Origin of the sequence: Amycolatopsis orientalis DSM 43388 (assembly GCF_000411975.1) — a bacterium.
In the GTDB taxonomy this organism is placed as follows: domain Bacteria; phylum Actinomycetota; class Actinomycetes; order Mycobacteriales; family Pseudonocardiaceae; genus Amycolatopsis; species Amycolatopsis orientalis_D.
In genome coordinates this window covers 227282-252116 of sequence record NZ_ASXG01000154.1, presented here as the reverse complement: position 1 = coordinate 252116, position 24835 = coordinate 227282, and the positions used below count along the sequence as shown (strand labels likewise).

The following is a 24835-nucleotide window of genomic DNA, read 5'->3' as shown; positions in this document are numbered from 1 at the left end:
TGAATGCGCGGGTTTCGGTGCGGATGCGCTCCGGTGTGCGGGATGCGCGCTGGTGGAGGGGAGAACCGGCGGTGCAGGCGTCGCCGCGGCTCGGGAAGGCGAGGGCGAGGGAGAAGGGGGCGGGGACGGCGGAGTGGGAGTCGCGGAAGGAGTGGAAACTGCCACCGGATTGGCCTGCGGTTGATCACCGCCGGACGACAACCCGATCGCTACCGCGAGCACCGCGCCGGCCGTCACAGCGGACGCCAGCAGGATTCCCCCTCTTCGCTGCATGAACGGATCCAACTGCCGCCTCCGCGCCGTGTCAAGGCGCTGCGTCAATGGCCGGCGAACCATCCCGGCAGATCCAGTCGCGCGGACTCCGGGGAAGTGACCTTCCGCAGGTCCTCCTCCAGCGCGCGAAGCCGCTCGGCGCCCAGGGTTTCCGCCCATCCGGTCCGCAGCCGGTCGAAGATTCGCGCTGACTTGGCCAGGCAGTCCAACCCCCGGTCAGTCAGTCGTACCAGCATCCGGCGCCCGTCGTCCGGGTCGCGTTGCCGGTGGACGTAGCCGAGGCGCTCCAGGGCGTCGATCGTCTTGCCCGCGGCTTGTTTGGACACGCCGAGCGTGCGGCCCAGCTCCACGGCCGTCGTGCCGGACGGGCCGATTGCCTGGAAGACGAAGCCGTGCATCGGGCGTACGTCGGGGTGGCCTTGCTTCGCCAGTTCGGCGTGCAGGTCGTCGATCAGGCTGCGGAAGCCGAACAGCAGGCGCAGCGGCAGCTCGTATCCGTGCGGATCGCTTGACATAGGTAGACAACCCCGTTGACTATATGGACAACCTGATTGTCTATCTTAACGGGGAGCGGCACATGACAGTGATCCGGGACGGCCGCCGGACGGAGACGCCCAATGCGGTGATGACGACGTTGGCTTCGCCGACGCAGGGCGGCAGCCGGCAGGCGGTGTGGAGAGTGGAGATGGCCCCCGGTGCGGTGGGGCCGGTGCATGCGTTCGACACCGAGCAGGTGTGGACGATCCTCGACGGAGCTGCGGAGATCACCGTGGACGGGGTCGTGGAGGTCGCGGGAAAGGGGGAGACGGTGGTGTTGCCCGCCGATCTGGAGCGGCAGGTGCGGGCTGACGCGCGGAGCGGCATGGTGGCGATCGTGTGTGCGCCGGGGAGCACGCGGGTGTATCGGACCGGGGTGGTGCCGGCTTGCGCGACGGAGGACGGGGACAAGATTCTTCCGGACTGGATCGCTTGAACTGTGGCGGGCGTCACGGAATGTTCGGCGATCTTGAGCGCTACAACGGATATGTCTGCTCCCACCACGCCAGAAGAGTCCGCCGCGGTCGTTCCCGTTCTGGACGACTTCGATTTTCCGCTCGTCGACGGTGCCGCCTGCCGGATCGACGACCCGGACTGCGAAGCCTGCCAGTAACGAGGCGCGCACGGAGGAATCCGTTGCGGGACAAGTGGTCGCGATCCGAGTGACCGGTCCGTGGCGGCTCGGGAAGCACGGTAACTGCCGGCCGGTCCGGCAGTTACCGTCGTTCTCGTGCCGTTGACGGCCGCGCGGTCGCCTTCGCGTTTCCCGGGCAGCGTGCGGGACGATCCACTGACGGCTCGATCGCGGCGCGCAGTGGCAGCAAAGGCGCGGCAGCCCTTGAAGCTCACGCCTCCGCCGGAGCAGATCGTGTTCCAAGAGGCTTGACCGGTTGCCGCAGCACCGTTTTGAGCTTGTCCGGAGCGGTGCGGCGCGGGTCGCTCAGGTAGATCTCGTGGTGGTCGCCGTTGAACGTCAGGCCGTTTTCCGGCAGGTATTCGTCGTGGAGCCGGTGCAGCGTAGGCGTTTCGTCGTCGTATGAGCCGACGTGCAGGATCTGGACGCTGGTGCCTTCGTCCAAGGTGCGCAGCCGGACTCCGGCGAGCGCTGGGTTGTCCTTTTTCTTCGCGACGCTTTCGGCGGCTTCCCGGACCATCTCCTCGGTGACCCAGTCCGGCTGATTGATCAGCATCGTCCAGTCCCATTTCCCCTTCTCCCGAGTGAGGAAGACGGCGGGGTCCTCGGCGCGCCACAGTCCTTCGAGCGGTCCGACGACGAAGTCCCGCCCGAGGGTTTTCTTGCTGGCGAACTTCACTGCATAAGCGATTCCGTACAGCGCTTCGACGGCGTTCGAGTACTCGGGAGAGGTGTTCGGATCTCCGTGGCCGTCGGCGGCGAGGTACTGGAGCGCGGGGACTTCCACGACGGTGAAGTCTTTCGCCGACGGCGCATACAGTGCGCGGTGAGCTTTCTTGACGTCGTACTTCTCCATCGAGGTCTCCTTGGCGAGGACGTTTTCGGTCCAGGTGAGGTCGGCGGTGAGCATTGCTTCGCTGTAGTCGAAGATCGCCGCCGCGGCGTCCGGCAGGGGTTCTTGGCGGGCACGCGTCGCCCGGACTTCGGCGAGTTGCTCGCGCAGTGCGGTTACTCGCGCGGTCAGTCCGGAACGCACTTCCTCGTCCGGCAGGACCGGGCTGTTCGCCATGGCGACGAGGACGCGCGCGTGGGTCGGGGTGATGCTGCTGAGCGCTTCGCGGGTGGCGTCCGCGCAGAGTTCGACACCTGCCTGGGTGGTTTGAAGGGTCGCGCGCGACTTCCCGGAGCGCGGGCCGCCGGTGGCTTCGATCAGGCCGCGCTTGGCCAGTTTGTCGAGGACGTAATAGATCGACGAAAAGCCGAGTGCGGTCCAGGACCGGACGCCGCGTTCCTCGACCACTCGTTCCAGTTCGTAGCCGTGCCGGGGTTGCTCGACGAGCAGGCCGAGGACGGTCAGTTCGGCGTCGGTGAGGGCGGGCATGACCGCTATTCTAGTACTAGAATAGCAGTGTCTTCAAGATCGCGACCTCCGGCGCCGGGTCGAAGCCGTGTCCGGCCAGCCAGCAGACGACCCGCAGGCCGCGCAGCGACCACCACGCACGGAGCACGTCGAGGTCGACCTCGGTGCCGTATCCAGCGAGGACGTCCGGCAGATGTTCCTGGTGGGCGAGGGTCAGCGCGGCGAGGTCGAAGAGGGCGTCGCCTTGGGCGGCCTCGGACCAGTCGAGGATGCCGGTCACCTCGTCGTCCTGGACGAAGATGTGGGCGACCTGCAGATCGCCGTGGGTGAACACCGGGGTCCACGGGCGCAGCGCGGCTTGGGCGATCTGGCGGTTGCGGGTGACCAGGTCGGCGGGGAGGACGTCGTTCGCGATCAGCCACGCGCATTCGCGGTCGAGGTCCGCGGCGAGTTCGTCGGGGTCCCAGCCCGGCGAGGGCGGCAACGGCGCGTCGTGCAGCTTCCGGGCGGCGGCTCCCGCGGCGGCCCAGGCTGCCGGCGATGCGGTCGACGGAGTGCCGGGTCGGCCGAGTTCGCGTCCGGGCAAGGCGGCGAGCGCGAGCACCGGCGGTTTCCGCCACCGGATCTCGGGTGTCGGGACCGGAGCGAGCGCCATCGCCGCGACCTCCGCGTCGGCGCGCGCTTGATCGGTGTCGACCTTCAGGAACACGTCGCCGACGCGCAGAGTCGCGCGTTCGTGGTGGGCGACGATGATTTCGACTTCCGCCATGGCCGCGATTGTCACGAAGACGACCACGGATGGCACCGGGTTTTCCCTGCCCGTGGCGGGGGTTTCGACCGCGAGGCCGTGGCTTCGAAAGGCGCGCTCCCCAGAACGAACGTGGATCGGGCAGCAGCATTCTCGCCAAGGCGGCAAACCCGCGCCGCCACCCAGATCCGCCACGTCGGCCCCGGTCATTCGCCGGTCGAGCTTCCCGCCGAAAACGCGAGAAAACCTTGCCCCGCGGAAGTTACCGCTGCCCGTTCTGATACTTGAGCGCGTAGCGCACCGCGTCCGCCCGCGAGTGGAAGCCGGCTTTGGCGAACAGGTTGTTGATGTGGGTTTTCACCGTCGCCTCGCTGATCACCAGTTTCGCCGCGATCTCCGGGTTGCGCAGCCCTTCCCCGATCAGGCCGAGGATTTCGCGTTCGCGTGCGGTCAGGGCGAGGTCCGGTTCCGCGGGCGGGGCCGGTTTGGCGGCCAGCGCGAGCAGCCGCTGCTGCACCTCGGGCGAGAGCACGGTCTGGCCCTGCGCCGCGGTGCGCACGGCGTGCAGGATCGTGGTGCGGTCCGCCTCTTTCGTCAGGTAGCCGCTCGCGCCCGCCTGCAGCGCGCCCAGGATCGATTCGTCGTCGTCGAACGTGGTGAGCACGAGAACCGTGGTGTCCGGCTGGGTTTCGCGGATCCGCCCGGTCGCGGCGACCCCGTCCAGAACCGGCATGTTCAGGTCCATCAGCACGACGTCCGGGCGGTGCTGCTGCGCCGCCTCGACGGCTTCCGCGCCGTTGGTGGCGGTCGCGACGACGTTGACGTCCTCGGCGAGGTCGAGCATGACCGCGAGCGCTTCGCGGACAGTCGCCTGGTCGTCGACGACAACGAGGCTGATCGGACGGTCGGTCATCGAGGCAGCTCCAGTTCCACGGTCCAGCCGCCGTCGGCCGGGCCTGCTCGCAGGGTGCCGCCGAGCAGGGCGGCGCGTTCGCGCATGCCGACGAGCCCCAGTCCGGAGCCGCCGGCCAGTTCGGCGCGGACGGGTTCGGTCGCGGGCCCGTTGTGCACGGTCAGTTTGACCTGATCGGCGGTGAAGGCCAGCCGGAGGCTCCGGGGTGCGCCCGGCGCGTGCTTGGCCGCGTTGGTCATCGCTTCCTGCGCCGCCCGGACCATGGCGTGCGTGGTCTCCGGGCCGACCGCGCCGGCCTCGCCCTCGATCGAGAACCCGGCCGAGGCGTGTTCAGCGAGTTTGCACAACGTCTCAGACAGCGGCAGCGTGTCCTCGCGCAGCGCGTGCACCGCGCGGCGGGTCTCGGTGATCGAGTCGACCGCGATGGCGCGTGCCTTGCGGACCGCGGCGGCCGCCTCGTCGTCGCGGCCGCTGTCGCGCAGGGCATCGGCCATGTCTAGCTGCAGGGCGATCCCGGAAAGCGAGTGGCCCAGGACGTCGTGGATCTCGCGCGCGATCCGGCCTCGTTCGACGAGCGCTGCCTCACGGGCTTCGGACTCGCGGGCGCGCTGGGCCGATTCGGCGGCGAGCTGGGCATTGCGGACCGCGTCGAGGCGGTCGTGGTGGGAGATGCCGACCGCGACGGGGAGGCCCACCGTCAACGTCACCCACACCGGCCACACCGGGGTGCCGGGGGCGAGCTGTCCGACCGTCCAGGTCGCGGCCGCCGCGACGATCGAGCCGGCCACCGCGATGGTCGCCGCGGCCCGGCGGGACGCGAGCTTGATCCCGGAGGCGGACGCGGCGACGAACGGGAAGGTCGCCGCGAACGTGCCGTGCGCCAGCGGCAGGAGCAGCGCGCCGAACAGCATGTAGAAGCTCATCACGGCGATCTGCCGCCGTTCGGGCAGCCGGGTCCAGGGCAGCAGCGAGACGATCCCGGCGATCGAGACGAGCACGAACAGCGGCAAGGCCAATGGCCGGTACGCGATGGTCGCGTCCGCCCACTGAACCGCGGTGCAGGCGATCGCGGTGATGACGAGGACGGGCTGGATCAGGCCGTCCCGGTACTGCCCGAGAAGCGACAGCGCCCGCTGGTCCGGCTTGCTCATGGGACCAGGTTCCTCCTCGTCTGGTTCGCGTCGTGGCCGGACTGAGTGTTCCACTCCGCCGCGCGGCCGCCGAGGTTGCGCTGGAGGTTGTCCAGCAGCGGAGAGGTCTGTCCGGGTGCGCCGTCGCGGCCCTGGGTCCACAGCACCTGGTGCCCGGCGCGCAGCGCGCGGTAGAGCACGACCAGCCCTTCGGCGAGGACGCCGACGCCGATGGTGAGCAGCAGGCTGTTGGAGACGCCGCCGGCGTCCCGCGGGTCGAACGCGTTGAGCGCGAAGTTCACGCCGACCTTGAGCACGATGTTCGCCACCCACAGCCCGACGGTGACCGGGGTGTAGCGGACGAAGGCGGCGCCGTCGCGCCGGGAAATCCGGACGCTGGCCCCGCGCAGCACGCCGAGGACGACGCTGATCGCCGCGGTCCCGACCAGAAACACCAGCGAGGTCGCGGTTTTCACGTCGCCGGACACGGTGCTGAGCCCGACCGCGGACAGCACCGCGGGCAAGATCAGCATCTGCTTGGCCTGCGCCGGCTCGCCGATCAGCCGCCGCACCATCACGTAACCGACCGCCGCCACGATCAGGACGATCTCCACGGGTCCGCTCATGGGTTGTTCCTGCCTTCCGAAGTCGTTCCGATGCCGAGAAAACTACGGAGGAACGGCCTCGAAGTCGTGCGGTGCGCGGCGTATCCGCGGGTGGAGAAATCCCTCCACCCGCGCCCGGACTTCTCCACCCGGGATACGTCTCCGGCACCAAGACGACCGGCGGCGGCGACCGTAGCGTTCGGCGGGCGAATTCCAAGCCACGAACCGGGGAGTACGGCATGACCAAGCAAGCCCGCGCGCTGATCACCACGATGTTCCTGGACGTCGGTCTGTCCGTCGTCGCCTACTACACCGCCAACCTGCTCGGCGCGAGTGCCTACGTGTCCCTGCTGATCGGCACGGTCGTCGCCGCGGCGCGGACGATCTGGGTCGCGGTGGCGCAGCGGCGGCTCGACCTGTTCTCGTCGTTCCTCGTGCTGCTTTTCGGGCTGGGCCTCGGATTGAGCTTCGTGACCGGGGACCCGCGCCTGCTGCTGGCGAAAGAATCGGTGACCACCTTCTGCGCGGGGGTCGCCCTGGTCGGCAGCTGCGTGCTCAACCGCCCGCTCGCGTATTACGCGGCACGACGCTTCGCACGTTCGGCGGGCGGTGCTCAGCAACGCGAATTCGAAGCCACCGCGCACGACGCGACGCTGCGGCGGCGCTGGTACCAGATTTCGCTGGTGTGGGGCAGCGGGTTGATCGCAGACTCGGTGCTTCGCATCGTGGGGGTGTACACGCTGCCGTTCGACACCGCGGCTGCTTGTTCGCAGGCGCTGATGGTCGTCGCGTTCGCGGGGCTGATCGCGTGGACCTTGCTGACCAGGCGGCGGGCCGAGCAGCCGGCTCAGCACCGGTCGTAGCCGCGCATCGCCGCCTGTGGCAACGCCTACGGGCCTGGGCTCGGCAGTGCTGGGATCCGGGGGCGGGAAAAGCCGCGGCAGGAAGCCGATCATCAGGGCAGACCAGGTCAGGTGCGTCAGCAACGGCGCCTGTATTCCGCCACTCCAACGGCGTTGCAGCGTGAAGAGCGTGCCCATGGTCGCTGACGCCAGCACCAAAGCCGGATTCCGTGTCGCGGCCGTGGACACCACGTACAGCGCGGTCGAGCCTCGAGGGCCGACCGCGTCGTAGAGGGTGCCGCGGAAGAAAACCTCCTCCGCGGCACCCGTGACGAGGGCCGTCGTGACCACGGTCGGTGTCGAGCCGTGGTGGGCGTGGCCGAGGACGCCGGTGATTGCGCGGCGCAGCAACGGAATCCGGCGTGCGACCAGCGCGCAGCCGTAAAACACCCCGAACGCGCCCGCGCCCGCCAGCACTGGCTGCACGACGTCCGGCCGGCCCCGGGGCGCAGACCCGGCCACTCGCGCGCCGGCGAGCCAGGTCGCCGCGACCGACGCGGTCAGCGCGTGGAACCGCCGCGAGCCCGGCTTGCTGGCCAGCGACGCGCCCAGCAGTCCGGAGCCCGCCGCCGTCACCGCGGTCAGGAATCCCTTCACCGGGCCCGCCGTTGTCGCGCGCGTTCGCCCAGTGCCTGCAGTACGGCGTCGTCGTAGCCCATCGGCTCGAATTCGACGATCCGGCGGATCGCGTCGTCGCGAACGACGACCTCGTTGCCCATCGAGTCGATCAGCGCGCGTCCGGTCGGGACGTCGATGTCAGTGACCAGCGAAAGCCAGTAGGACGACAGCCGGGGCGAGAGCAGCGGGACCGGCACGATCGCCAGCATCCGGCCCTCCATCACCGCGACGCGCTGCAGCATGTCCCGGTAGGTCAGGACTTCCGGGCCGCCGATGTCGAACGTCCGGCCCTCGGTCTCCGGATGCTCCAGCACGCCGGTCAGGTAGCGGACGACGTCGGCGAGCGCGATCGGCTGGGTGCGCGTGCCGACCCAGCGCGGGGTGAGCATCGCGGGCAGGCGCTCGACGAGCTGGCGGGTCAGCTCCCACGACGTCCCGCCGTGCCCGATGACGATCCCGGCGCGCAGCACGGTCACCGGCACCCCGGTCTCGGCCAGCAGCCGTTCGACCTCGCGTCGGCTGGCCAGATGCTTCGACAGCGAGTCGGCGTCGTCGCCGAGACCGCCGAGGTAGACGATCCGGCCCACTCCCGCCTCCGCGGCGGCCCGGGCGAAAGCGCGTGCGGCGTTGGCGTCGCGTTGCTGGAAGTCAGTGCTGTCCAGCGAATGCACGAGGTAATAGGCGGCTTCGACATTCTTCAGCGCGGCCCGCAAGGAACCGATGTCGGCGACATCGCCGTGGACCGCCTCGCCCGCGCCGCGGTAGTTCTCGGGACGGCGCGTCATGGCGAGCACGTCGTGCCCGGCGACTCGCAACGCAGGGCACAACCGCCTGCCGACGAACCCCGAGGCTCCGGCGACGAGTACGCGCATGCTTGCGACGGTAGCCGGGTGCGCGGAATCCCGCTGCTTACCGCGGCGCTGGGCGCTGCCGGTCCTCCAGGAGTTTGCCCATCAGCCGTCCGAGCGCCTCGTCCAGCTGACCGCCGAGCCGACGGCCGAGCCGGGCGACCAGTTCGGCGTCGATGGCCGCGGCGAGCGAACCCATCTCGGCAAGGAGGGATTTCCCCGCCTGGGTGACGGTGAGGACGTGCTTGCGCCGGTTGGCCGGGTCGCGCCGCCGCTCGAGGAGGGCGTGCTGTTCCAGCTGGTCCGCCAGCCGGACGACCAGGCTGGGGCTCACCCGCATGAGCCGGGCGATGTCGTCCTGCGTCCGCGCGAACCCCTGCTCGACCATGGCGAGCGCCCCGAGATGCTTGGGGGTCAGGCCGGTTTCGCGCAGGTGCTCGGCGAACTCTCCGGCCAGGTCGGTGCCGAGCACCAGGAGCCGGAAGGCCGAGGTCTCCGGCAAAGAGCTGTTGGTCGCCACGCCGGTACCCTAGCATCGGTGAATAGTTCAATCTGTAAATAGTTTGGGGTAGTAATGACCGTCTTGGTGGTGGCCAATGCCGTGCTCGCGGTGGTCAGTGTTGTTTTCGCGGTGGTCGCGGCAGTGCGCCCGGCGGCGTTGAGCCGCAGTGCGGAGCCGACGAACGGCGAGAAGTTCTACGGCTGGATGTACGCGGTCCGGGCAGTGCCGCTGGGCGCCGCGGCCGCGGTCGTGCCGCTGGTCTGGCCTGGACCAGTCTGTGCGGCGGTCCTGATCGCGGCCGCGGTCGCGCAGGCGGGCGACGTCGGCATCGGAGTGTTCCGCGGGGAACGCGGCATGATCGCGGGAAGTTCGGTGGTGGGCGCGGTGCATGTGCTCACTGCCGTCGTGTTGTGGTGAGCGAAGCGGGTGCGTCCGGGCTGCTGGCACTCCTTTGCGGCTGACCGGCTACCCAGAGAACCCTGGGTAGCCGGGTGCCACTTCTACAGAAACTTGTGGGAAGCGTTGTTGAAGTCGAGTGGACCGAGGCCGCCGTCCCGGCCGCTGCCGGGCGGGAAATCAATGTAGGTGCCCGCGTAGTCGCTGTTGTAGTAGAGGCGGACCGTGCGACTGGTCCGGTTATATCCCGACAGTGCGTTGTTCTTGACGCACTGGAATTGCCCGGCAACCCGGCCTTTGAACTCATAGCAGCTTGGCTGGGAAGATCCGTAGTTCGAAATCGACGTCGTCGGCAGCTCGAAGTCCGGGTAGTTCGCCTCGACCGGGCAGGCGTCCATGCAGGCACCGCAGTCGATGCACGCGTTCGGGTCGATCTACAGCTGCTCGGTGTGCGTGACGTTGGATCCCCAGGGCAGGGTGCACGGCACCGGGCAGGCCGGGACGAAGGAGCCGTCGTTGCAGCATCCTTGGGTGATCACATACGCCATGGCGGGCTCCGTGTCGGGATCGGCCGGTCGGGTCGCGCGGGTCAGGCGGCGACGAGGTCGCCCCAGGGCATGCCGTTCCGGATCGCCTGCCGGTAGCGGACGACGTCGCGCGGGGCGTTCACGCACAACGCGCCGCACACGACGCCGTGGCGGCCGAACACGACCGAGATCCCGTCCGCGTCGGATCGGCGGACCGTCGAAGCGTCGGCGTCGGCAGTGATTCCGACGCTGTGGATCTTCGCGTCGAACTGATCGGACCAGAAGTACGGGACGTGGGTGTAGGGCTCGTCCGAACCCAGCAGGCTCAGTGCGGCGTGCTTGCCCTGTTCCACCGCGTTGAGCCAGTGTTCGACGCGCATGTCGTAGCCGAACACCGGGTTGTGCCAGCGGGCGACGTCCCCGGCGGCGACTACGTCGGGCAATGTGGTGCGCAATTGCGCGTCGCAGACGATGCCGTCGTCGAGCGAGATGTTGCTGCCGGCCAGCCACGCCGCGGCCGGGGTGACCCCGACTCCCGCGACGAGGAGGTCCGCGGTGAGAGCGGTCCCGTCGGAGAGTTCGAGCTTGGTCTGGTCGCCGGAACGTTCGAGCCGCTCGATTCGGCTGCCGCAGTGCATCGAGACGCCGTTGGCGGCGTGCAGATCGGCGAACCACTGGCCGGTTTCCGCGCCGAGCACCCGGGCGAGCGGGGCGGCCTCGATCTCGATCACGGAGACGTCCAAGCCCAGTTCCCGTGCGGTGGCGGCGATCTCCAGGCCGATGAAACCGGCTCCGATGATCACGAGATGCCGTCCGTGCCGGAGTTCGCCGTGCAGTGCCGCGGCATCGGACCAGGTCCGCAGCGTGCGGACCGGATGTTCAGCTTGGGTCCAGTGCCGCACCGCCGAGCCGGTGGCGACGATCAGGCCGTCGTAGCGCAGGCGGCTTCCGTCCGCGAGCTCGACCTGCCGGTCGATTGCGGAAAGGTTCGCGGCGGGCTGGCCGAGCCGCAGCGTGATGCCGTGTTCCTCGTACCAGTTCGGCGGGCGCAGCGCGAGGTCGGCGGTGGCGGGGCCGGTCCGCAACGCCTCTTTCGAGAGCGGGGGCCGGTCGTAGGGCAACTGCGGCTCCGCTCCGACCAGCGTGACATCCCCGTCGAAGCCGTTCTTGCGCAAGGTTTCGACCGCGTTCACGCCGGCCACCGAAGCACCGACGACCACGATTCGGTCCATGGTCAGCAGTCCTGGAGTTCGAGCGCCTTCGTCGGGCACGCGCGGACCGCGGTTTCCGCCTCCGCGCGCCGGGCGTCGCCGATCTCGTCGACCAGCACGATAACCTTCCCGGTCTGCTCGTCGACGTCGCACAGGCCGGGCGATTCCATCATGCAGCAGGCGGTTCCCTGGCACACGGCGGTGTCCGCGACGATTTTCAGTGGCATCGGACGATCCTTCCCCATCGAGGCTGCGTCGACTCTCGCGCACAGCGACCGGTCCGAGCCGATTCCGCGGCAAGGACAGCCCGAGCGGGGGAGCGGCGCCCGGGACCCCGTCGCCCGGCCGGGCGCAATTCGAGCGCAGTGACAAGGATCGCCCGTCGATGCACACACGATGTGGCGCGACGACGACCCCTGAGGAGAACGCATGACTGTTCCCGCGGACAACCCTGGCGTACTGCCGGGGAAGGACCTCTTTTCGCTGCACCACATCGGGATCGTCACCGCGCGCCGACGCTACGACGACACCGTGGCCACGATCGTCGCCTGCCTCGGCGGCGTCGTCGAGGAACAAGGCGAGGACGAGGAGCTCGACATCCAGGGCACGTGGCTCCAGGTGGGCTCCGGCCTTCGGCTCGAAGTGTTCGCGCCCCGCCATCGGATCGAGAGTCCGATCACCAAATACTTGTCCAGGTCGGGCGGCGGGCTGCACCACGTCTCCTTCGAGACCGCGGAGATCGGCGCGTGCAGAGCGCTGGCCGTCGCCGGCGGTGCCGCGGTCATCGGGGAGTCGGCCGACCACGACGGCTGGGCGGAGCACTTCCTCGACCCCGCGCAGACCGGCGGCGCGCTCCTGCACTGGATGCAGGCGCTCGGCCGCGAGCCGAACGTCCCTGAAGCGCCCCAGGGCTGAGGTCCGGTATCCCCCTAACGGGCGCGATATCGGGGTCGGACCGCCCGGCGGGCCCCGATAGCTGAGAAGGTCGCCGCTGACCACCTAATAAGCAAGCGCTTAGTAATCTGGAGTTCCGATGCGTGAAGCCGTCATCGTCGCCGCGGCCCGGTCGCCGATCGGCCGCGCCGGGAAAGGGTCGCTGAAGGACCTGCGCCCCGACAACCTGGCCGCGACCATGGTGCGGGCTGTCCTCGAGAAGGTCCCCGAGCTCGATCCGCGCGACATTGACGATCTGATGCTCGGCTGCGGCCAGCCGGCCGGGGAGTCGGGCAACAACCTGGGCCGCGCGGTCGCCGTGCTGGCGGGGATGGACCACCTGCCGGGCGTCACCGTGAACCGGTACTGCTCGAGCAGCCTGCAGACCACCCGGATGGCGCTGCACGCGATCCGCGCCGGCGAGGGCGAGGTGTTCGTCTCCGCCGGGGTCGAGACGGTGAGCCGGTACGGCAACGGCGTCGCGGACAATCCGGAGGGGCAGAACCCGCTGTTCGCGGATGCGCTGGCGCGCACGGAAAAGTTCGCCGAAGGCGGGCAGACGTGGTCCGATCCCCGCGTCGACGGCAGCCTGCCCGACGTGTACATCGCGATGGGGCAGACCGCGGAGAACGTGGCGCAGCTGAAGGGCGTGACCCGGGCGGAGCAGGACGCGTTCGGGGTGCGCAGCCAGAATCTCGCCGAGCAGGCCATCGCGGACGGATTCTGGAGCCGCGACATCACGCCGGTGACGCTCGCGGACGGCACGGTGGTGAGCGCGGACGACGGCCCGCGTCCCGGGGTGACGCTGGAGGGCGTCGCCGGGCTGAAGCCGGTGTTCCGTCCGGACGGGACGGTCACGGCGGGCAACTGTTGTCCGCTCAACGACGGTGCCGCCGCGCTGGTGGTCATGTCCGGCGACAAGGCGAAGCAGCTCGGGCTGACTCCGTTGGCGCGGATCGTGAGCACCGGGGTTTCCGGGCTGTCGCCGGAAATCATGGGTCTCGGCCCGGTGGAGGCGTCGCGCAAAGCGCTGGCGCTGGCCGGGTTGTCGATCGGCGACATCGACCTGGTGGAGATCAACGAGGCGTTCGCGGCGCAGGTGCTTCCGTCGGCGCGCGAGCTGGGGGTCGACGAGGAGAAGCTCAACGTCAACGGCGGCGCGATCGCGGTGGGGCATCCGTTCGGCATGACCGGTGCCCGGATCACGAGCACGCTGATCAATTCCTTGCAGTGGCACGACAAGCAGTTCGGGCTGGAAGCCATGTGCGTGGGCGGTGGCCAGGGCATGGCGATGGTGCTGGAGCGGCTGTCATGACGGGCCGTTTCGCCGGTCGGACCGCGATCGTCACCGGGGCCAGCCGCGGGATCGGGCTCGCCATTGCCCAGCGGCTGGTCGCCGACGGCGCGCGGGTCGTGATCACGGCCCGGAAGCAGGACGCGCTCGACGCGGCGGTCGAGCAGTTGGGCGGCGCGGAGCACGCACTCGGGGTGGCCGGGCGGGCCGACGACGCGCGGCACCAGGACGACGTCATCCGTCAGGCGCTCGCCACGTTCGGCAGCGTCGACTTCCTGGTGAACAACACCGGGATCAACCCGACCTACGGACCGATGATCGACCTCGATCTCGACGCGGCGCGCAAGATCGTCGAGGTGAACTGCATTGCCGCGGTGTCCTGGATCCAGAAGGCTTGCGCGGCTTGGATGAGCGCGCACGGCGGCGCGATCGTCAACGTCTCGTCGGTGTCGAGCATCCGGCCCGCTCGGAATATCGGCTTTTACGGGGCGACGAAAGCGATGCTGAACTCGATCACCGAGTTGCTCGCCCTCGAACTGGGTCCGGGAATCCGCGTCAACGGCGTCGCCCCGGCCGTGGTGAAGACCCGGTTCGCGGCCGCGCTCTACGAAGGCCGGGAAGAAGAAACCAGCCGGGCGTATCCGCTGAAACGACTGGGCGTCCCCGACGACGTCGGCGGGGTCGTCGCCTTCCTGCTGTCGTCCGACGCGGCCTGGATGACCGGTCAGACGGTCGTCGTCGACGGCGGCGGAACTCTCGCCTCGAGCGTCGAATGACCACTACTTACGGGAGCGATCTCTCATGACCTCAACAGCCACACCGCGCACCGCGATCGTGACCGGAGCCGCCCGCGGGATCGGCGCAGGCGTTGCGAAGCGATTGGCCGCGGACGGATTCGCCGTGGCAGTACTGGATCTCGACGAAGCCTTATGCGCGAAGGTCGCCGACCAGCTGACAGCCGAGGGCGGGCGCGCCCTTGCGGTCGCCGTCGACGTGACCTCCGAAGAGGCCGTGACCGCCGCCGTCGAACGGGTCGCGACCGAGCTTGGCGACCCGGCTGTGCTGGTGAACAACGCCGGAATCATCCGCGACAATCTGCTCTTTAAGATGACCGCCGGCGACTGGGACGCGGTCTTGAACGTCCACTTGCGCGGGTCGTTCCTGATGAGCCGTGCTGTGCAGGGATTCATGACGAAGGCCGGCTGGGGCCGGATCGTGAACCTGTCCAACATCTCCGCGCTCGGCAACCGCGGCCAGGCGAACTACTCGGCGGCGAAAGCCGGTCTGCAGGGGTTCACCAAGACGCTCGCGCTCGAACTCGGAAAGTTCGGCGTCACCGTCAACGCGATCGCACCGGGCTTCATCGAGACGGAGATGACCGAGGCGACCGCGGCGCGGATGGGAATGTCCTTCGCGGACTTCCGCGAGGCGGTCGTCGCGCAGATCCCGGTGAACCGTTCGGGCCTGCCCGCGGACATCGCCCACGCGGTCTCGTACTTCGCCAGCGAAGGCGCGGGCTACGTCTCGGGCCAGGTGCTGTACGTCGCCGGAGGGCCGGCCGCATGAAGGTTTTCCGCGGCATCGAGGAACTCGAGCGGGTGGTCGGCACGCATCTGGGCTACTCGGGCTGGCACCGGGTCACCCAGCAGCAGATCGACACCTTCGCCGACGCCACCGGCGACCACCAATGGATCCACGTCGACCCGGCCCGCGCTGCCGAGGGCCCGTTCGGCACGACGATCGCGCACGGGTATCTGACGCTGAGCCTGGTTCCGATGCTGCTGTGGCAGATCTACACCGTCGAGGGCTTCCAGGCATCGGTCAACTACGGCGCGAACAAGCTCCGGTTCCCGGCACCGGTTCCGGTGGGTTCCCGGGTCAGGGCCGGTGCCGAGCTGGTGTCCGTCACGGAAGGTTCCGGCGGATGGCGGGTCGTCGTCCGCGTCACGATCGAACGGGATTCCGGCGGCAAGCCTGCCTGCGTGGTCGAGACCGTCAGCGTGGTGACACCGTGACCGCGCAGAACCCGCCGGGACTCGACCTGCGGCAGCTCGGGCAATGGCTGCCGACCGCAGTCCCCGGAGCCGGGAGCACGCTGTCCGCGACGCTGCTCGCCGGCGGCAAATCCAATCTGACCTACGCGGTCAGCGACGGCACGACCACGTGGATCGTGCGCCGGCCGCCGATCGGGCACGTGCTGGCCACCGCCCACGACATGGCGCGGGAGTACCGCGTGTTGGCCGCGCTGCAGGACACTGAGGTGCCGGTGCCGACGACGTTCGCGCTCTGCGAGGACCCGGACGTGCTCGGCGCGCCCTTCTACGTCATGGAACGGGTGGAGGGCGTCCCGTACCGGTACACCGCCGACGTCGCCGGTCTGACGCCACAGCGCGTCCGGATGATCTCGGAAGCGCTCGTCGACACCCTCGGCGCGCTGCACTCCGTCGACCCGGCCGAGGTCGGCCTCGCGGACTTCGGCCGCCCGGAGGGTTTTCTCGCCCGCCAGGCGAACCGGTGGAAGAAGCAGATCGACGCCTCTCGCACGCGCGACCTTCCCGCTGCCGACGAACTCCACGCACAACTCATTGCCAGCGTCCCGCCGGAGTCCCCGGCCGGGATCGTGCACGGCGACTACCGCCTCGACAACGTCCTCGTCGACGCGAAGGACCGCCCGGCCGCGGTGATCGACTGGGAAATGGCGACCCTCGGCGACCCGCTGACCGATCTCGCGCTGATGCTCGTCTACGGCCGGCTCGCCGAAGCCGCGGACAGCGACCTGATCGCCGACGTCTCCACCGCGCCGGGTTTTCTCCGCGAGAACGAAATCATCGAACGGTACGCGCGCGGAAGCGGTCGCGATCTCTCCGCGTTCGGGTACTACCTGGCGCTGGCGTCGTTCAAACTCGCCGGAATTCTCGAAGGCATTCACTGCCGCTACGTCCGGGGCCTGACGGTCGGGGACGGATTCGCCGGCATCGGCGACCTCGTCGTGGCGCTGCTGGACAGCGGTCTGAAGTCCCTGAAGGAGCACCGCTGATGGAATTCGCCTTCGATTCCCGCACCGCGCGGCTGCGGACCGAACTGCTTGACTTCATGGACACGCACGTGTACCCGGCCGAAGCGAAGTTCGCCGAGCAGTTGGCCGGGCTGACGGACCGCTGGGCCTGGGACTCCGCTCCGGTCCTCGCCGACCTTCGCGCCGAGGCCCGCCGCCGCGGACTGTGGAACCTGTTCCTCCCCGGAGCGCACGGTGCCGGCCTCACCAACCTGCAGTACGCGCCACTGGCCGAAATCACCGGCCGCGCCTTGCACTTGGCACCGCCCGCGCTCAACTGCGCGGCCCCGGACACCGGCAACATGGAGGTGCTCGCGCAGTTCGGCACCGCGGAACAGAAACAGCAGTGGCTGACCCCGCTGCTGGACGGCCGGATCCGGTCGGCGTTCGCCATGACCGAGCCGGATGTCGCGTCCTCGGACGCCACCAACATCGCCACCCGGATCGAGCGGGACGGCGACGAATACGTGCTCAACGGCCGCAAGTGGTGGATCACCGGCGCGATGAACCCGAACTGCCGGGTCTTCGTCGTGATGGGCAAGACCGACCCGGACGCCGACCGGCACCGGCAGCAGTCGATGATCCTCGTCCCGCGCGACACCCCGGGCCTCGTCGTGGAACGCGGCATGGAGGTGTTCGGATACGACGACCACGACCACGGCGGGCACGCCCAGCTGACGTTCACCGACGTCCGGGTCCCGGCGGCGAACCTGATCGCGGGCGAGGGCGACGGGTTCGCGATCGCCCAAGCCCGCCTCGGCCCGGGGCGGATCCACCACTGCATGCGCGCGATCGGGGTCGCCGAACGAGCGGTCGAATTGATGTGCGCCCGCGCGGAAGAACGCGTCGCGTTCGGCAAACCGCTTGCGCGGCAAGGCGTCGTCCAGGACTGGATCGCCGAGTCGCGGGTCAAGCTGGAACAGCTGCGGCTGCTCGTGCTCAAGACGGCCTGGCTCATGGACACCGTCGGCAACAAGGGCGCGCACACCGAGATCCAGGCGATCAAGATCGCGGCCCCGCGGACCGTGCAGTGGATCCTCGACAAGGCCATCCAGCTGCACGGCGCCGGCGGGCTCTCGCAGGACTTTCCGCTCGCCGCCGCGTACGCCGGGATCCGGACTCTCCGGTTCGCCGACGGACCCGACGAAGTGCACAAGAACTCGCTCGCCCGCGCGGAAATCCGTCGGCAAGCAGACAAGAGAGGAAGGCGATGACTCCCGATCAGCTCCGCGACCGGGTCGCCCGGTTCCTGGCCTCGCACGATCCGGCCGCCGTCGAACGGCTGGAGTTCCTTCGGGCGCGTTTCGACGCCGGCCTGGCCTGGATCTCCTACCCCGAAGGTTGTGGCGGCCTCGGGCTCCCGCAGTCGCTGCAGCCGGACGTGGACCGGCTCTTCGCCGACGCCGGCGCGCCGGGCAACCGTCCGGAAGCCAACGGTATCGGCCTCGGCATGGCCGCGCCCACGATCGCCGCGTTCGGCACCGCCGAGCAGAAGGACCGCTACCTGCGTCCACTGTGGACCGGCGAAGAGATCTGGTGCCAGCTGTTCAGCGAACCCGGCGCCGGCTCGGACCTGGCGAACGTCGCCACCCGCGCGGTCCGCGACGGCGACGACTGGGTCGTCAACGGCCAAAAAGTGTGGACCTCCGTCGCGCACCGGGCCCGGTGCGCGATCCTCCTCGCGCGCACCGACCCGTCCGCGCCCAAACACGCCGGTCTCACCTATTTCCTGTGCGACATGACCGACCCGGGCGTGGACGTGCGGCCGTTGCGCCAGATCACCGGCGAGGCGGAGTTCAACGAGGTCTTCCTCACCGACGTCCGGATCCCCGACAGTCAGCGGCTCGGTGCGGTCGGCGAGGGCTGGAAGGTCGCCAACGCGACGCTGAACAACGAGCGGGTGTCCATCGGCAAGTCCGCCGAACGCGAGACCGGCATGATCGGCGTCGTCGCGCAAACCTGGCGCGACCGTCCGGAACGACGCACCCCGGAACTGCACGCGCGCTTGCTGCGGCTGTGGGTCGAAGCCGAAGTCGTCCGCCTGACCGGCGCTCGCCTGCGGCAGAAACTCGCCCAGGGCCAGCCCGGTCCCGAAGGCTCGGCGATGAAACTGGCCTTCGCGCGCCTGAGCCAGCACCTGTCCGGCCTGGAACTGGAAATCCTCGGCGAAGCCGGCCTGCGCTACTCCGACTGGACCCTGACCCGCCCGGAATCGGTCACCTTCACCGGCCGCGACGCCGGATACCGCTACCTGCGGGCCAAAGGCAACTCCATCGAAGGCGGCACCTCGGAAATCCTGCGCAACATCGTCGCCGAACGCGTGCTGGGCCTGCCCGCCGAACCCCGGGCCGACAAAAACGTGCCGTGGAAGGAGATTCCCCGATGAGCGAACTCGACCTGCTCCCCAGCGAACTCGAACAGGACCTGCAGGCGACCGTGCGGGACCTCCTGCACGACCGCTGTTCCCCGGCAGCGGTGACGGCCCTCTACGACGGCGACCGCTCGCTCGTCCCCGGCCTGTGGAAGTCCCTGGCCCACGACCTCGGCCTGGCCGGACTCCTGGTCAGCGAGAAACACGGCGGCCACGGCGCGTCGGCCCGCGAAGCAGCAGTCGTCCTGGAGGAACTGGGCCGCGCCGCCGCCCCGGTCCCGTTCCTCACCAGCGCGGTCATCGCCACCACCGCCCTGGCCGGCAGCGACACCGCCCTTCTCGGCGACCTGGCCGCCGGCACCCGCACTGCAGCACTGCTGGTTCCCTGGTCCACTGCACCCGACGCGGACCTGCCCCTGCTGGGCTTGGACGGAGACCGGATCACCGGAACCGTCACCAGCGTCGCCGGTGCACTCGAGGCCGACGTCTTCCTGGCCGTCGCCGGGGGAGCGCTGTACGAGGTCGCGGCCGCCGATGCGACGGTGAGACCGGTCGTCTCGCTCGACATGACCCGCCAACTCGCCGACGTCCGCCTCGATGCCGCACCCAGCCGCCGCGTCCTCGCCGACTCCTCGCTCGCGATTCGCCGCGCACTCGAGTGCGGTGCGGGTTTGCTCGCCGCCGAACAGGTCGGCGTCTCCCGCTGGTGTTTGGAGAGCACCGTCGAGTACCTCAAGATGCGCCGTCAGTTCGGCCGGGTCGTCGGCGGATTCCAAGCCCTCAAACACCGCCTGGCCGACCTGTACACGAGCGTCGAATCCGCCGCCGCAGCAGCCCAATACGCCTCCGCAACCCTCGCAACAGGCGACCCGGACGTCCCGGTCGCGGTGGCCGTCGCACAGGCCTACTGCGGCGACGTCGCTGTGGTGGCCGCGGAGGAAGCCGTGCAACTGCACGGCGGCATCGGAATGACCTGGGAGCATTCGGCGCATCTCTACCTCAAACGCGCCAAGTCGGACCAGCTCGCACTCGGCACTTCCGGCGTTCACCGCTCCCGACTCTCAGCGCTGGTCGACCTGCCGTCCTGATCAGTACGGCGGCCGTCAACGTTTCGAGGCCCCATACGGCTCGTCGGTAGCGAGCCAGCCGCCAGTCGGCTTGTCGGCCCGACACCTCCCGGCTCTGAACTCCTCATTGACACGGAACGTCAGAGCCCGACACCTGTCATCGTGCTGCTCCCGCCAGGGGTCGACTTCCGCAAGGCACCTGAGTACATGACGGGGTGGCGTGTCGTGTCGTGCGTCGGGAGGTTGTCGTGGCGCAGGCGGACGAGCCTGGCGGTATTCGTGGCGGTACGTTATCGCCGGGCAGGCGGTGGTGCGGGTTCGGTCTCGAGGAGCAGGGCGAGCAGGCTGCGCGGCTGCTGTCGTCAATTCGGGCGGCTTGGCCGGCAAGATCGCCTTGATCTCCTTGGCGTGGCCGTCGTCAGACGGCTCATGGGTGCAGGCCAGCGTCGGCGGCAGGCTCAGGCGAGATCGGGCATGGCGTGCGAGCGGACGTCGTCCGTTGCGGTGCGCCGTCGGGAGGCATGGGGCCCCGGAGCGGGGTTCCCCTGGGAGCGGTAAGGAGCGGTGGACGAATTTCGTGCCCTGGATCGAGCCGGCGCACCCACGAGGCCCAGCTCGCGAAAAAGACGGCTCGCCCGGGGTTCGAGCCTTGCCGTCGAGAGTAGGTGTCTGCCGCAGGTCAGGGGCCCTTGCGAGCGGTCGCGCTCCGAGTGCGTCCCGGTTCGCCAATCGACACCCGCGACGAAGCCTCGTGCGATACTCTGACGGCAAAGTGATGACGGGTTGTGAGGGGAGCATCACGTGGGGAGAGCGGATGGCGGTGCGCCGCCAGGCAGGCACTCGACGGCAGCCGATGGGGCCAGGGCACTCGTCGACCGACACTGACCGAACATCGGTGCAGCGGGCATCCGACCAGCTCATCGCCCCGTGGGACGCAGGGACCGCGGACGCCGGCGATTCGGCGTTCGCCACGATGAACTCCACGCGCCCAGGCGGGTATCGGTTCGATCCGGGCACTGTCGCCGCACTGATCTCCCGATGGGAGAACGTGCTCCACGATCTGCAGGACGACCAGCAAACTCAGGAAAGCGCGTTGACTGCCGCCCAACCCCCGTCGCCTGACCAGCCTGCCGTCCAGCAGGCGCAAGTCGCGCAGGCGTCAATTCAAAAAATGATTGCCCACAATGTGTCGATGCAGCGCAGTGCTTGCGTCTATATCAATGCGCTGAAAAAAGCCAACGGTACTTATGTGCAACACAATGCCGACGTGGCGGAAGCCCTCGGGAAAGCAAATCCGAGTAACTCCCCTTCGGGTGGAATGTACCAATAGGACTATTGTGAATCGCTATCAATTTCGCCTTACGGTGGCTGCTGCGGCAAGTTTCGGAGTCGCTTTCATTGGGGGTTGCGGCAATTCGAATCCGGGGACGGCGAGCCCTGCTTCCGGTGAAGCCGGTCCGCCTGCTTCGGCCGGAAGTCGACATGTCACTGCGCCCAAGGTTGCGACCCCGCTGAAGATCGACAAGTTCCTTTCTGATCCGTGCGGCATGTTGACGTCGACCCAGCTGTCATCGCTGCAGCTCAGCAAGGCGGAAGCGCACTCGGAATCGACTGGAATCCGTTGTTCCTGGCGGTTCAGTGACGGATACACCGCTGTCAGTGCCACGTTTCTCACGACCGTCAAGGACGGTCTTACCAATACCTACCGACAGCATGCGACCGGGTATTATCGCGACGGATACTTCGAACCGACCGTGGTGAACGGTTTTCCGGCGGTTATGGCCAATACGGCCGATCGCAGAAAAGAAGGACAGGCGAGTCTGATCGTCGGCTTGTCGGATCAAGACGAAATGTTGGTGCTGATCCAGGGGGTGCCTGGCAGCAATGCCACGACCGCGGCCACGAACGTCGCGAAGGCTGTCCTGTCGACCGTGCAAGGCGGGCAGTGAGATGGCGAGGGCAGTCCATGTCCGGTCAGCAGATCTATGAGAACTTCGCCAATGGCGTGGGGCCGGGCGGGCTGATGCAGGCGGCCGACCACATCAACTCGTTCCAGGCCCGGTACGACCGCCGGGCGGCGGACATCCGGTCGCGGGCCGCGGCGACGGAGGAAGGATGGACCGGCGACGCTGTCCCCGGACGAGGTCACCCGGGCTGGCCTGAAGAAGCTGGGCGACCCACTCGAATGAGGGCTACTGCTGTACTTGGCAGCTGTACGACAGCAAAAAGGCCCTCCCCGGTAGTCCGGAAAGAGCCTTTGACCTGCGGTGGAGCTAAGGGGACTCGAACCCCTGACCCCCTCACTGCCAGTGAGGTGCGCTACCAGCTGCGCCATAGCCCCGAAGCAGAGGTGAACTCCGCATCTCGTATGGACATACAGTACACCCCGCCTGCGGCGCCTTCGTCAGGGGGTCGGTTAGGTGTCGCAAGCCTGCTGAAACAGCCCGCCAAACTGGTCGAACGCGCTCCTTTGCTCGTCCCTCCGGGCATGTTAGTGCAGGTCACCTGCACTTCCTGACTTTTCTTCAGGTTTAGGTTGAGTGCGGGTGTGTGCGCGGTTACATTCCTCCGCAGTCGTGCCGCCGGGCCACCCACCGCCACGCAGTGGTCGTATCGCCGGTTGTGACCGCCCGGCGGTCCCGTCTCAGGAGGAGGTGGCGATGAACCCGGAGCCACGGAGAGTGGCCGCCTTGGCGCTGGCACCTCCGAGTTCGGTCGCCTGCCCGATCCAGAACAGTGGAACACCGCCCTACCAGGCCCTCGAGGCGAACAGTGAAGCGTGGCCCAGTCAGGCCCGCACGGCGGACGACAGGCGTGTCGCTGCTCGTCCGCTCGCCACACCCGTCTCGCTGGCCCGCCCGTACACCAGCGCCGGAACAAACGCGCACGATTGGCACTTCCACCTCACCCGCGAGGGCGATACCGAGGCGACCACCCGTCCGTCCCGACTCCCCTCGTCGAAGGACACGAACGCACCGGGGGCCCGCGATGGCGCAGCCTTGCCGCGGCTGCCGTCTACCGAGCCCGACCCGCAATGGCCAGCGCATCCGAGTGCTCCGATTACTGATCTGATCCCCGCCCGAGACGAGGAAGCCTGCCCGGCCATGCTGGCTGCCGACCGGGCGACGCCGCAGCAGCCCGGCCGTCCGGACGCCGCCAACCAGTCGTTCACACTGACTTCCGTGGGTGGCACTACTTCTCCGCCGCCGGGACAAGTGGACCTGGGGCCGAACGTCGTCGTTTTCGATCCGTCAACGCCGAGTGCGCGCATTCAGCGCGAGCTGGACGCGATCTTCGCGGAGCAGGAGAAGAACCAGTTCGGCAGTCAGCGCTACGCGGTCCTGTTCAAGCCAGGTACGTACTCCAACGACGTGAACGTCGGTTTCTACACCCAAATCCTCGGACTGGGCAGCACGCCCGACGCCGTGACGATCAACGGTGCGGTGCACGTCGAAGCAGACTGGTTCCCCCCGAACAACGCGACCCAGAACTTCTGGCGCGGCGCGGAAAACCTGTCAGTGAACCCGGCCGCGGGCGTGGATCAATGGGCCGTGTCGCAGGCCAGCCCGTACCGGCGCATGCACGTCCGCGGTGACCTCCGCCTCGACGACGGCGGCGGCTGGTCGAGCGGGGGCTGGATCTCGGACACGAAGATCGACGGCCAGGTCCGTTCCGGATCGCAGCAGCAATGGATCTCGCGCGATTCGCAGTTCGGCGGCTGGACCGGCTCTACCTGGAACATGGTGTTCGTCGGAGTGGACGGCGCTCCCGCCGGCACCTTCCCGGATCCGCCCTACACGACGATCGCCCGGACTCCGGTTGTCCGCGAGAAGCCGTGCCTCCAGGTCGACGAGTCCGGCCAATATCGGGTCTTCGTCCCCGCACTGCGAAACAACACTTCCGGGATCACTTGGGAACACGACAGCGCACCAGGTGCGTCGCTGCCGATCGACCAGTTCTTCATCGTGAAGCCGGGCGCTACCGCAGCCGAGATGAACGACGCTCTGACGGCGGGCAAGAACCTGCTGATCACTCCAGGCGTGTACCACCTTGATCAACCGATCCACGTGATCCGCCCGGACACTGTCGTCCTCGGCCTCGGCATCGCGACTCTGGTGCCGGACGGCGGAATCACCGCCATCTCTGTCGACGACGTGGACGGCGTGAAGATCGCCGGCCTGCTGATCGACGCGGGAACAACCTCGTCGGCCACTCTCATGCAGGTCGGCGACCCCGGTTCGGGGGCAGACCACGCGGCGAACCCGACCTCGCTGCACGATGTGTTCTTCCGCGTCGGCGGTGCCGTCGCGGGCAAAGCGCGCACCAGCCTCGTCATCAACAGCAACAACGTGATCGGCGACCACCTGTGGCTCTGGCGGGCCGACCACGGCGCAGACGACAGCCACGTCGGCTGGAGCGCCAATACCGCGGACACCGGCCTGGTCGTGAACGGCGACGACGTGACCGTCTACGGGTTGTTCGTCGAGCACTTCCAGAAGACCCAGGTGACCTGGAACGGAAACGCCGGGCGCACCTACTTCTTCCAGAACGAGATGCCCTACGACGTCCCCGACCAGGCAGCCTGGATGAACGGCGAGCGCGCGGGCTACGCCGCGTACGAGGTCGCCTCGGACGTGACCAGCCACGAAGCCTGGGGATTGGGCAGCTACTGCTTCTTCAGCACGAACCCGTCGGTGTCCTGCTCGCACGCCTTCGCCGCACCGGTCGCCCCCGACGTGCGGTTCCACGGCATGGTGACGGTCTCGCTCAACCACCAGGGGACGATCGTCCACGTGATCAACGACGCCGGCACGGCCACCCCGGCGGGGACGAAACCGGTGAACTTGGTGCGCTACCCATAGCGGCCGCCTGGACCACCGGTGCCCGCCGCGGTGGCGGCCGCGACGGGCA

At 68.6% G+C, this 24835-nt stretch carries 27 protein-coding genes, 1 tRNA gene and 1 pseudogene; 16 read left to right on the top strand and 13 right to left on the bottom strand.

What is annotated here, in order from left to right; genetic code table 11:
* Positions 1-317: 317 nt before the first annotated feature.
* Positions 318-788 carry a MarR family winged helix-turn-helix transcriptional regulator gene (locus L942_RS31525; protein ID WP_037367360.1) on the bottom strand — a complete coding sequence of 157 codons (471 nt, stop codon included), beginning with the start codon at positions 786-788 and terminating at the stop codon, positions 318-320.
* Positions 789-850: 62 nt separating this feature from the next.
* Between L942_RS31525 and L942_RS31520 the strand changes: the two genes are divergently transcribed.
* Complete coding sequence (locus tag L942_RS31520; protein WP_037367421.1) at positions 851-1246, top strand: cupin domain-containing protein; 396 nt, start codon at positions 851-853, stop codon at positions 1244-1246.
* A 51-nt stretch (positions 1247-1297) separates the two neighbouring features.
* Positions 1298-1423 carry a hypothetical protein gene (locus tag L942_RS45935; protein ID WP_255409804.1) on the top strand — a complete coding sequence of 42 codons (126 nt, stop codon included), beginning with the start codon at positions 1298-1300 and terminating at the stop codon, positions 1421-1423.
* Positions 1424-1655: 232 nt separating this feature from the next.
* Here the strand turns inward: L942_RS45935 and L942_RS46040 are convergent, their stop codons facing one another.
* The 5 genes from L942_RS46040 to L942_RS31495 all read right to left on the bottom strand — a co-directional run bounded on the left by L942_RS46040 (position 1656) and on the right by L942_RS31495 (position 6221).
* On the bottom strand, positions 1656-2825 hold the full coding sequence (locus L942_RS46040; protein ID WP_081655305.1) for a GyrI-like domain-containing protein: 1170 nt from the start codon (positions 2823-2825) through the stop codon (positions 1656-1658).
* 16 nt (positions 2826-2841) lie between these two features.
* Complete coding sequence (locus L942_RS31510) at positions 2842-3573, bottom strand: phosphotransferase family protein (protein WP_037367418.1); 732 nt, start codon at positions 3571-3573, stop codon at positions 2842-2844.
* A 241-nt stretch (positions 3574-3814) separates the two neighbouring features.
* Complete coding sequence (locus L942_RS31505) at positions 3815-4465, bottom strand: response regulator (protein WP_037367359.1); 651 nt, start codon at positions 4463-4465, stop codon at positions 3815-3817.
* Entirely contained in the window at positions 4462-5616 is a 1155-nt protein-coding gene (locus L942_RS31500; protein ID WP_037367358.1) for a sensor histidine kinase, read from the bottom strand. Before L942_RS31500 ends, L942_RS31505 begins: the two co-directional genes overlap by 4 nt.
* The gene (locus tag L942_RS31495) at positions 5613-6221 is read right to left on the bottom strand and encodes a DUF1453 family protein (RefSeq protein WP_037367357.1); all 609 of its coding nucleotides are present in this window, start codon (positions 6219-6221) and stop codon (positions 5613-5615) included. Before L942_RS31495 ends, L942_RS31500 begins: the two co-directional genes overlap by 4 nt.
* A gap of 218 nt (positions 6222-6439) precedes the next feature.
* Here L942_RS31495 and L942_RS31490 point away from each other — a divergent pair, with 218 nt between their 5' ends.
* Positions 6440-7063 (top strand): VC0807 family protein, encoded by a 624-nt coding sequence (locus L942_RS31490; RefSeq protein ID WP_037367355.1) that lies wholly within the window; start codon positions 6440-6442, stop codon positions 7061-7063.
* A 108-nt stretch (positions 7064-7171) separates the two neighbouring features.
* Here the strand turns inward: L942_RS31490 and L942_RS45615 are convergent.
* From L942_RS45615 to L942_RS31480, 3 genes and pseudogenes are all read right to left on the bottom strand, one after another.
* A pseudogene (locus L942_RS45615) lies at positions 7172-7393 on the bottom strand (CPBP family intramembrane glutamic endopeptidase); the annotation flags it as partial.
* Positions 7394-7695: 302 nt separating this feature from the next.
* Entirely contained in the window at positions 7696-8592 is an 897-nt protein-coding gene (locus L942_RS31485; protein WP_037367354.1) for an NAD(P)H-binding protein, read from the bottom strand.
* A gap of 37 nt (positions 8593-8629) precedes the next feature.
* Positions 8630-9088 (bottom strand): MarR family winged helix-turn-helix transcriptional regulator, encoded by a 459-nt coding sequence (locus tag L942_RS31480; RefSeq protein ID WP_037367353.1) that lies wholly within the window; start codon positions 9086-9088, stop codon positions 8630-8632.
* A 54-nt stretch (positions 9089-9142) separates the two neighbouring features.
* On the opposite strand from L942_RS31480, the gene L942_RS31475 reads away from it, so the two are divergent.
* The gene (locus L942_RS31475) at positions 9143-9487 is read left to right on the top strand and encodes a hypothetical protein (protein ID WP_037367352.1); all 345 of its coding nucleotides are present in this window, start codon (positions 9143-9145) and stop codon (positions 9485-9487) included.
* 83 nt (positions 9488-9570) lie between these two features.
* Here L942_RS31475 and L942_RS31470 read toward each other — a convergent pair whose 3' ends face one another.
* The 3 genes from L942_RS31470 to L942_RS44565 all read right to left on the bottom strand — a co-directional run bounded on the left by L942_RS31470 (position 9571) and on the right by L942_RS44565 (position 11431).
* On the bottom strand, positions 9571-9900 hold the full coding sequence (locus L942_RS31470; RefSeq protein WP_268745751.1) for a peptidase inhibitor family I36 protein: 330 nt from the start codon (positions 9898-9900) through the stop codon (positions 9571-9573).
* Between the two features lie 155 nt (positions 9901-10055).
* Positions 10056-11225 (bottom strand): NAD(P)/FAD-dependent oxidoreductase, encoded by a 1170-nt coding sequence (locus tag L942_RS31465; RefSeq protein ID WP_051166372.1) that lies wholly within the window; start codon positions 11223-11225, stop codon positions 10056-10058.
* Positions 11226-11227: 2 nt separating this feature from the next.
* Positions 11228-11431, bottom strand: a complete 204-nt coding sequence (locus L942_RS44565) for a ferredoxin (protein ID WP_051166371.1) — start codon at positions 11429-11431, stop codon at positions 11228-11230.
* A gap of 202 nt (positions 11432-11633) precedes the next feature.
* Here L942_RS44565 and L942_RS31455 point away from each other — a divergent pair, with 202 nt between their 5' ends.
* The 11 genes from L942_RS31455 (at position 11634) to L942_RS43285 (ending at position 21873) form a co-directional block, all read left to right on the top strand.
* Entirely contained in the window at positions 11634-12119 is a 486-nt protein-coding gene (locus tag L942_RS31455; protein WP_037367351.1) for a VOC family protein, read from the top strand.
* A gap of 118 nt (positions 12120-12237) precedes the next feature.
* The gene (locus tag L942_RS31450; RefSeq protein ID WP_037367350.1) at positions 12238-13452 is read left to right on the top strand and encodes an acetyl-CoA C-acetyltransferase; all 1215 of its coding nucleotides are present in this window, start codon (positions 12238-12240) and stop codon (positions 13450-13452) included.
* Positions 13449-14207, top strand: a complete 759-nt coding sequence (locus L942_RS31445) for an SDR family oxidoreductase (RefSeq protein WP_037367349.1) — start codon at positions 13449-13451, stop codon at positions 14205-14207. Before L942_RS31450 ends, L942_RS31445 begins: the two co-directional genes overlap by 4 nt.
* Positions 14208-14232: 25 nt before the next feature.
* Positions 14233-14997, top strand: a complete 765-nt coding sequence (gene fabG / locus L942_RS31440) for a 3-oxoacyl-ACP reductase FabG (protein ID WP_037367348.1) — start codon at positions 14233-14235, stop codon at positions 14995-14997.
* A complete protein-coding gene (locus tag L942_RS31435; protein ID WP_037367347.1) occupies positions 14994-15446 on the top strand; it encodes a MaoC family dehydratase in 453 nt (150 codons plus the stop codon). The genes fabG and L942_RS31435 overlap by 4 nt, the downstream gene beginning before the upstream one ends.
* On the top strand, positions 15443-16468 hold the full coding sequence (locus L942_RS31430) for a phosphotransferase family protein (protein ID WP_037367346.1): 1026 nt from the start codon (positions 15443-15445) through the stop codon (positions 16466-16468). Before L942_RS31435 ends, L942_RS31430 begins: the two co-directional genes overlap by 4 nt.
* Positions 16468-17700 carry an acyl-CoA dehydrogenase family protein gene (locus L942_RS31425; RefSeq protein WP_037367345.1) on the top strand — a complete coding sequence of 411 codons (1233 nt, stop codon included), beginning with the start codon at positions 16468-16470 and terminating at the stop codon, positions 17698-17700. Before L942_RS31430 ends, L942_RS31425 begins: the two co-directional genes overlap by 1 nt.
* Positions 17697-18872 (top strand): acyl-CoA dehydrogenase family protein, encoded by a 1176-nt coding sequence (locus L942_RS31420; RefSeq protein ID WP_037367344.1) that lies wholly within the window; start codon positions 17697-17699, stop codon positions 18870-18872. The genes L942_RS31425 and L942_RS31420 overlap by 4 nt, the downstream gene beginning before the upstream one ends.
* Entirely contained in the window at positions 18869-19945 is a 1077-nt protein-coding gene (locus L942_RS31415) for an acyl-CoA dehydrogenase family protein (RefSeq protein ID WP_037367343.1), read from the top strand. The genes L942_RS31420 and L942_RS31415 overlap by 4 nt, the downstream gene beginning before the upstream one ends.
* 793 nt (positions 19946-20738) lie before the next feature.
* The gene (locus tag L942_RS43290) at positions 20739-21254 is read left to right on the top strand and encodes a hypothetical protein (RefSeq protein ID WP_235079523.1); all 516 of its coding nucleotides are present in this window, start codon (positions 20739-20741) and stop codon (positions 21252-21254) included.
* 7 nt (positions 21255-21261) lie between these two features.
* A complete protein-coding gene (locus tag L942_RS43285) occupies positions 21262-21873 on the top strand; it encodes a DUF3558 domain-containing protein (RefSeq protein WP_235079522.1) in 612 nt (203 codons plus the stop codon).
* Between the two features lie 319 nt (positions 21874-22192).
* Here L942_RS43285 and L942_RS31405 read toward each other — a convergent pair.
* Positions 22193-22265 (bottom strand) — tRNA-Ala (locus L942_RS31405).
* A 763-nt stretch (positions 22266-23028) separates the two neighbouring features.
* Here L942_RS31405 and L942_RS31400 point away from each other — a divergent pair.
* The gene (locus tag L942_RS31400) at positions 23029-24786 is read left to right on the top strand and encodes a coagulation factor 5/8 type domain-containing protein (RefSeq protein ID WP_235079524.1); all 1758 of its coding nucleotides are present in this window, start codon (positions 23029-23031) and stop codon (positions 24784-24786) included.
* Positions 24787-24835 lie beyond the last annotated feature (49 nt).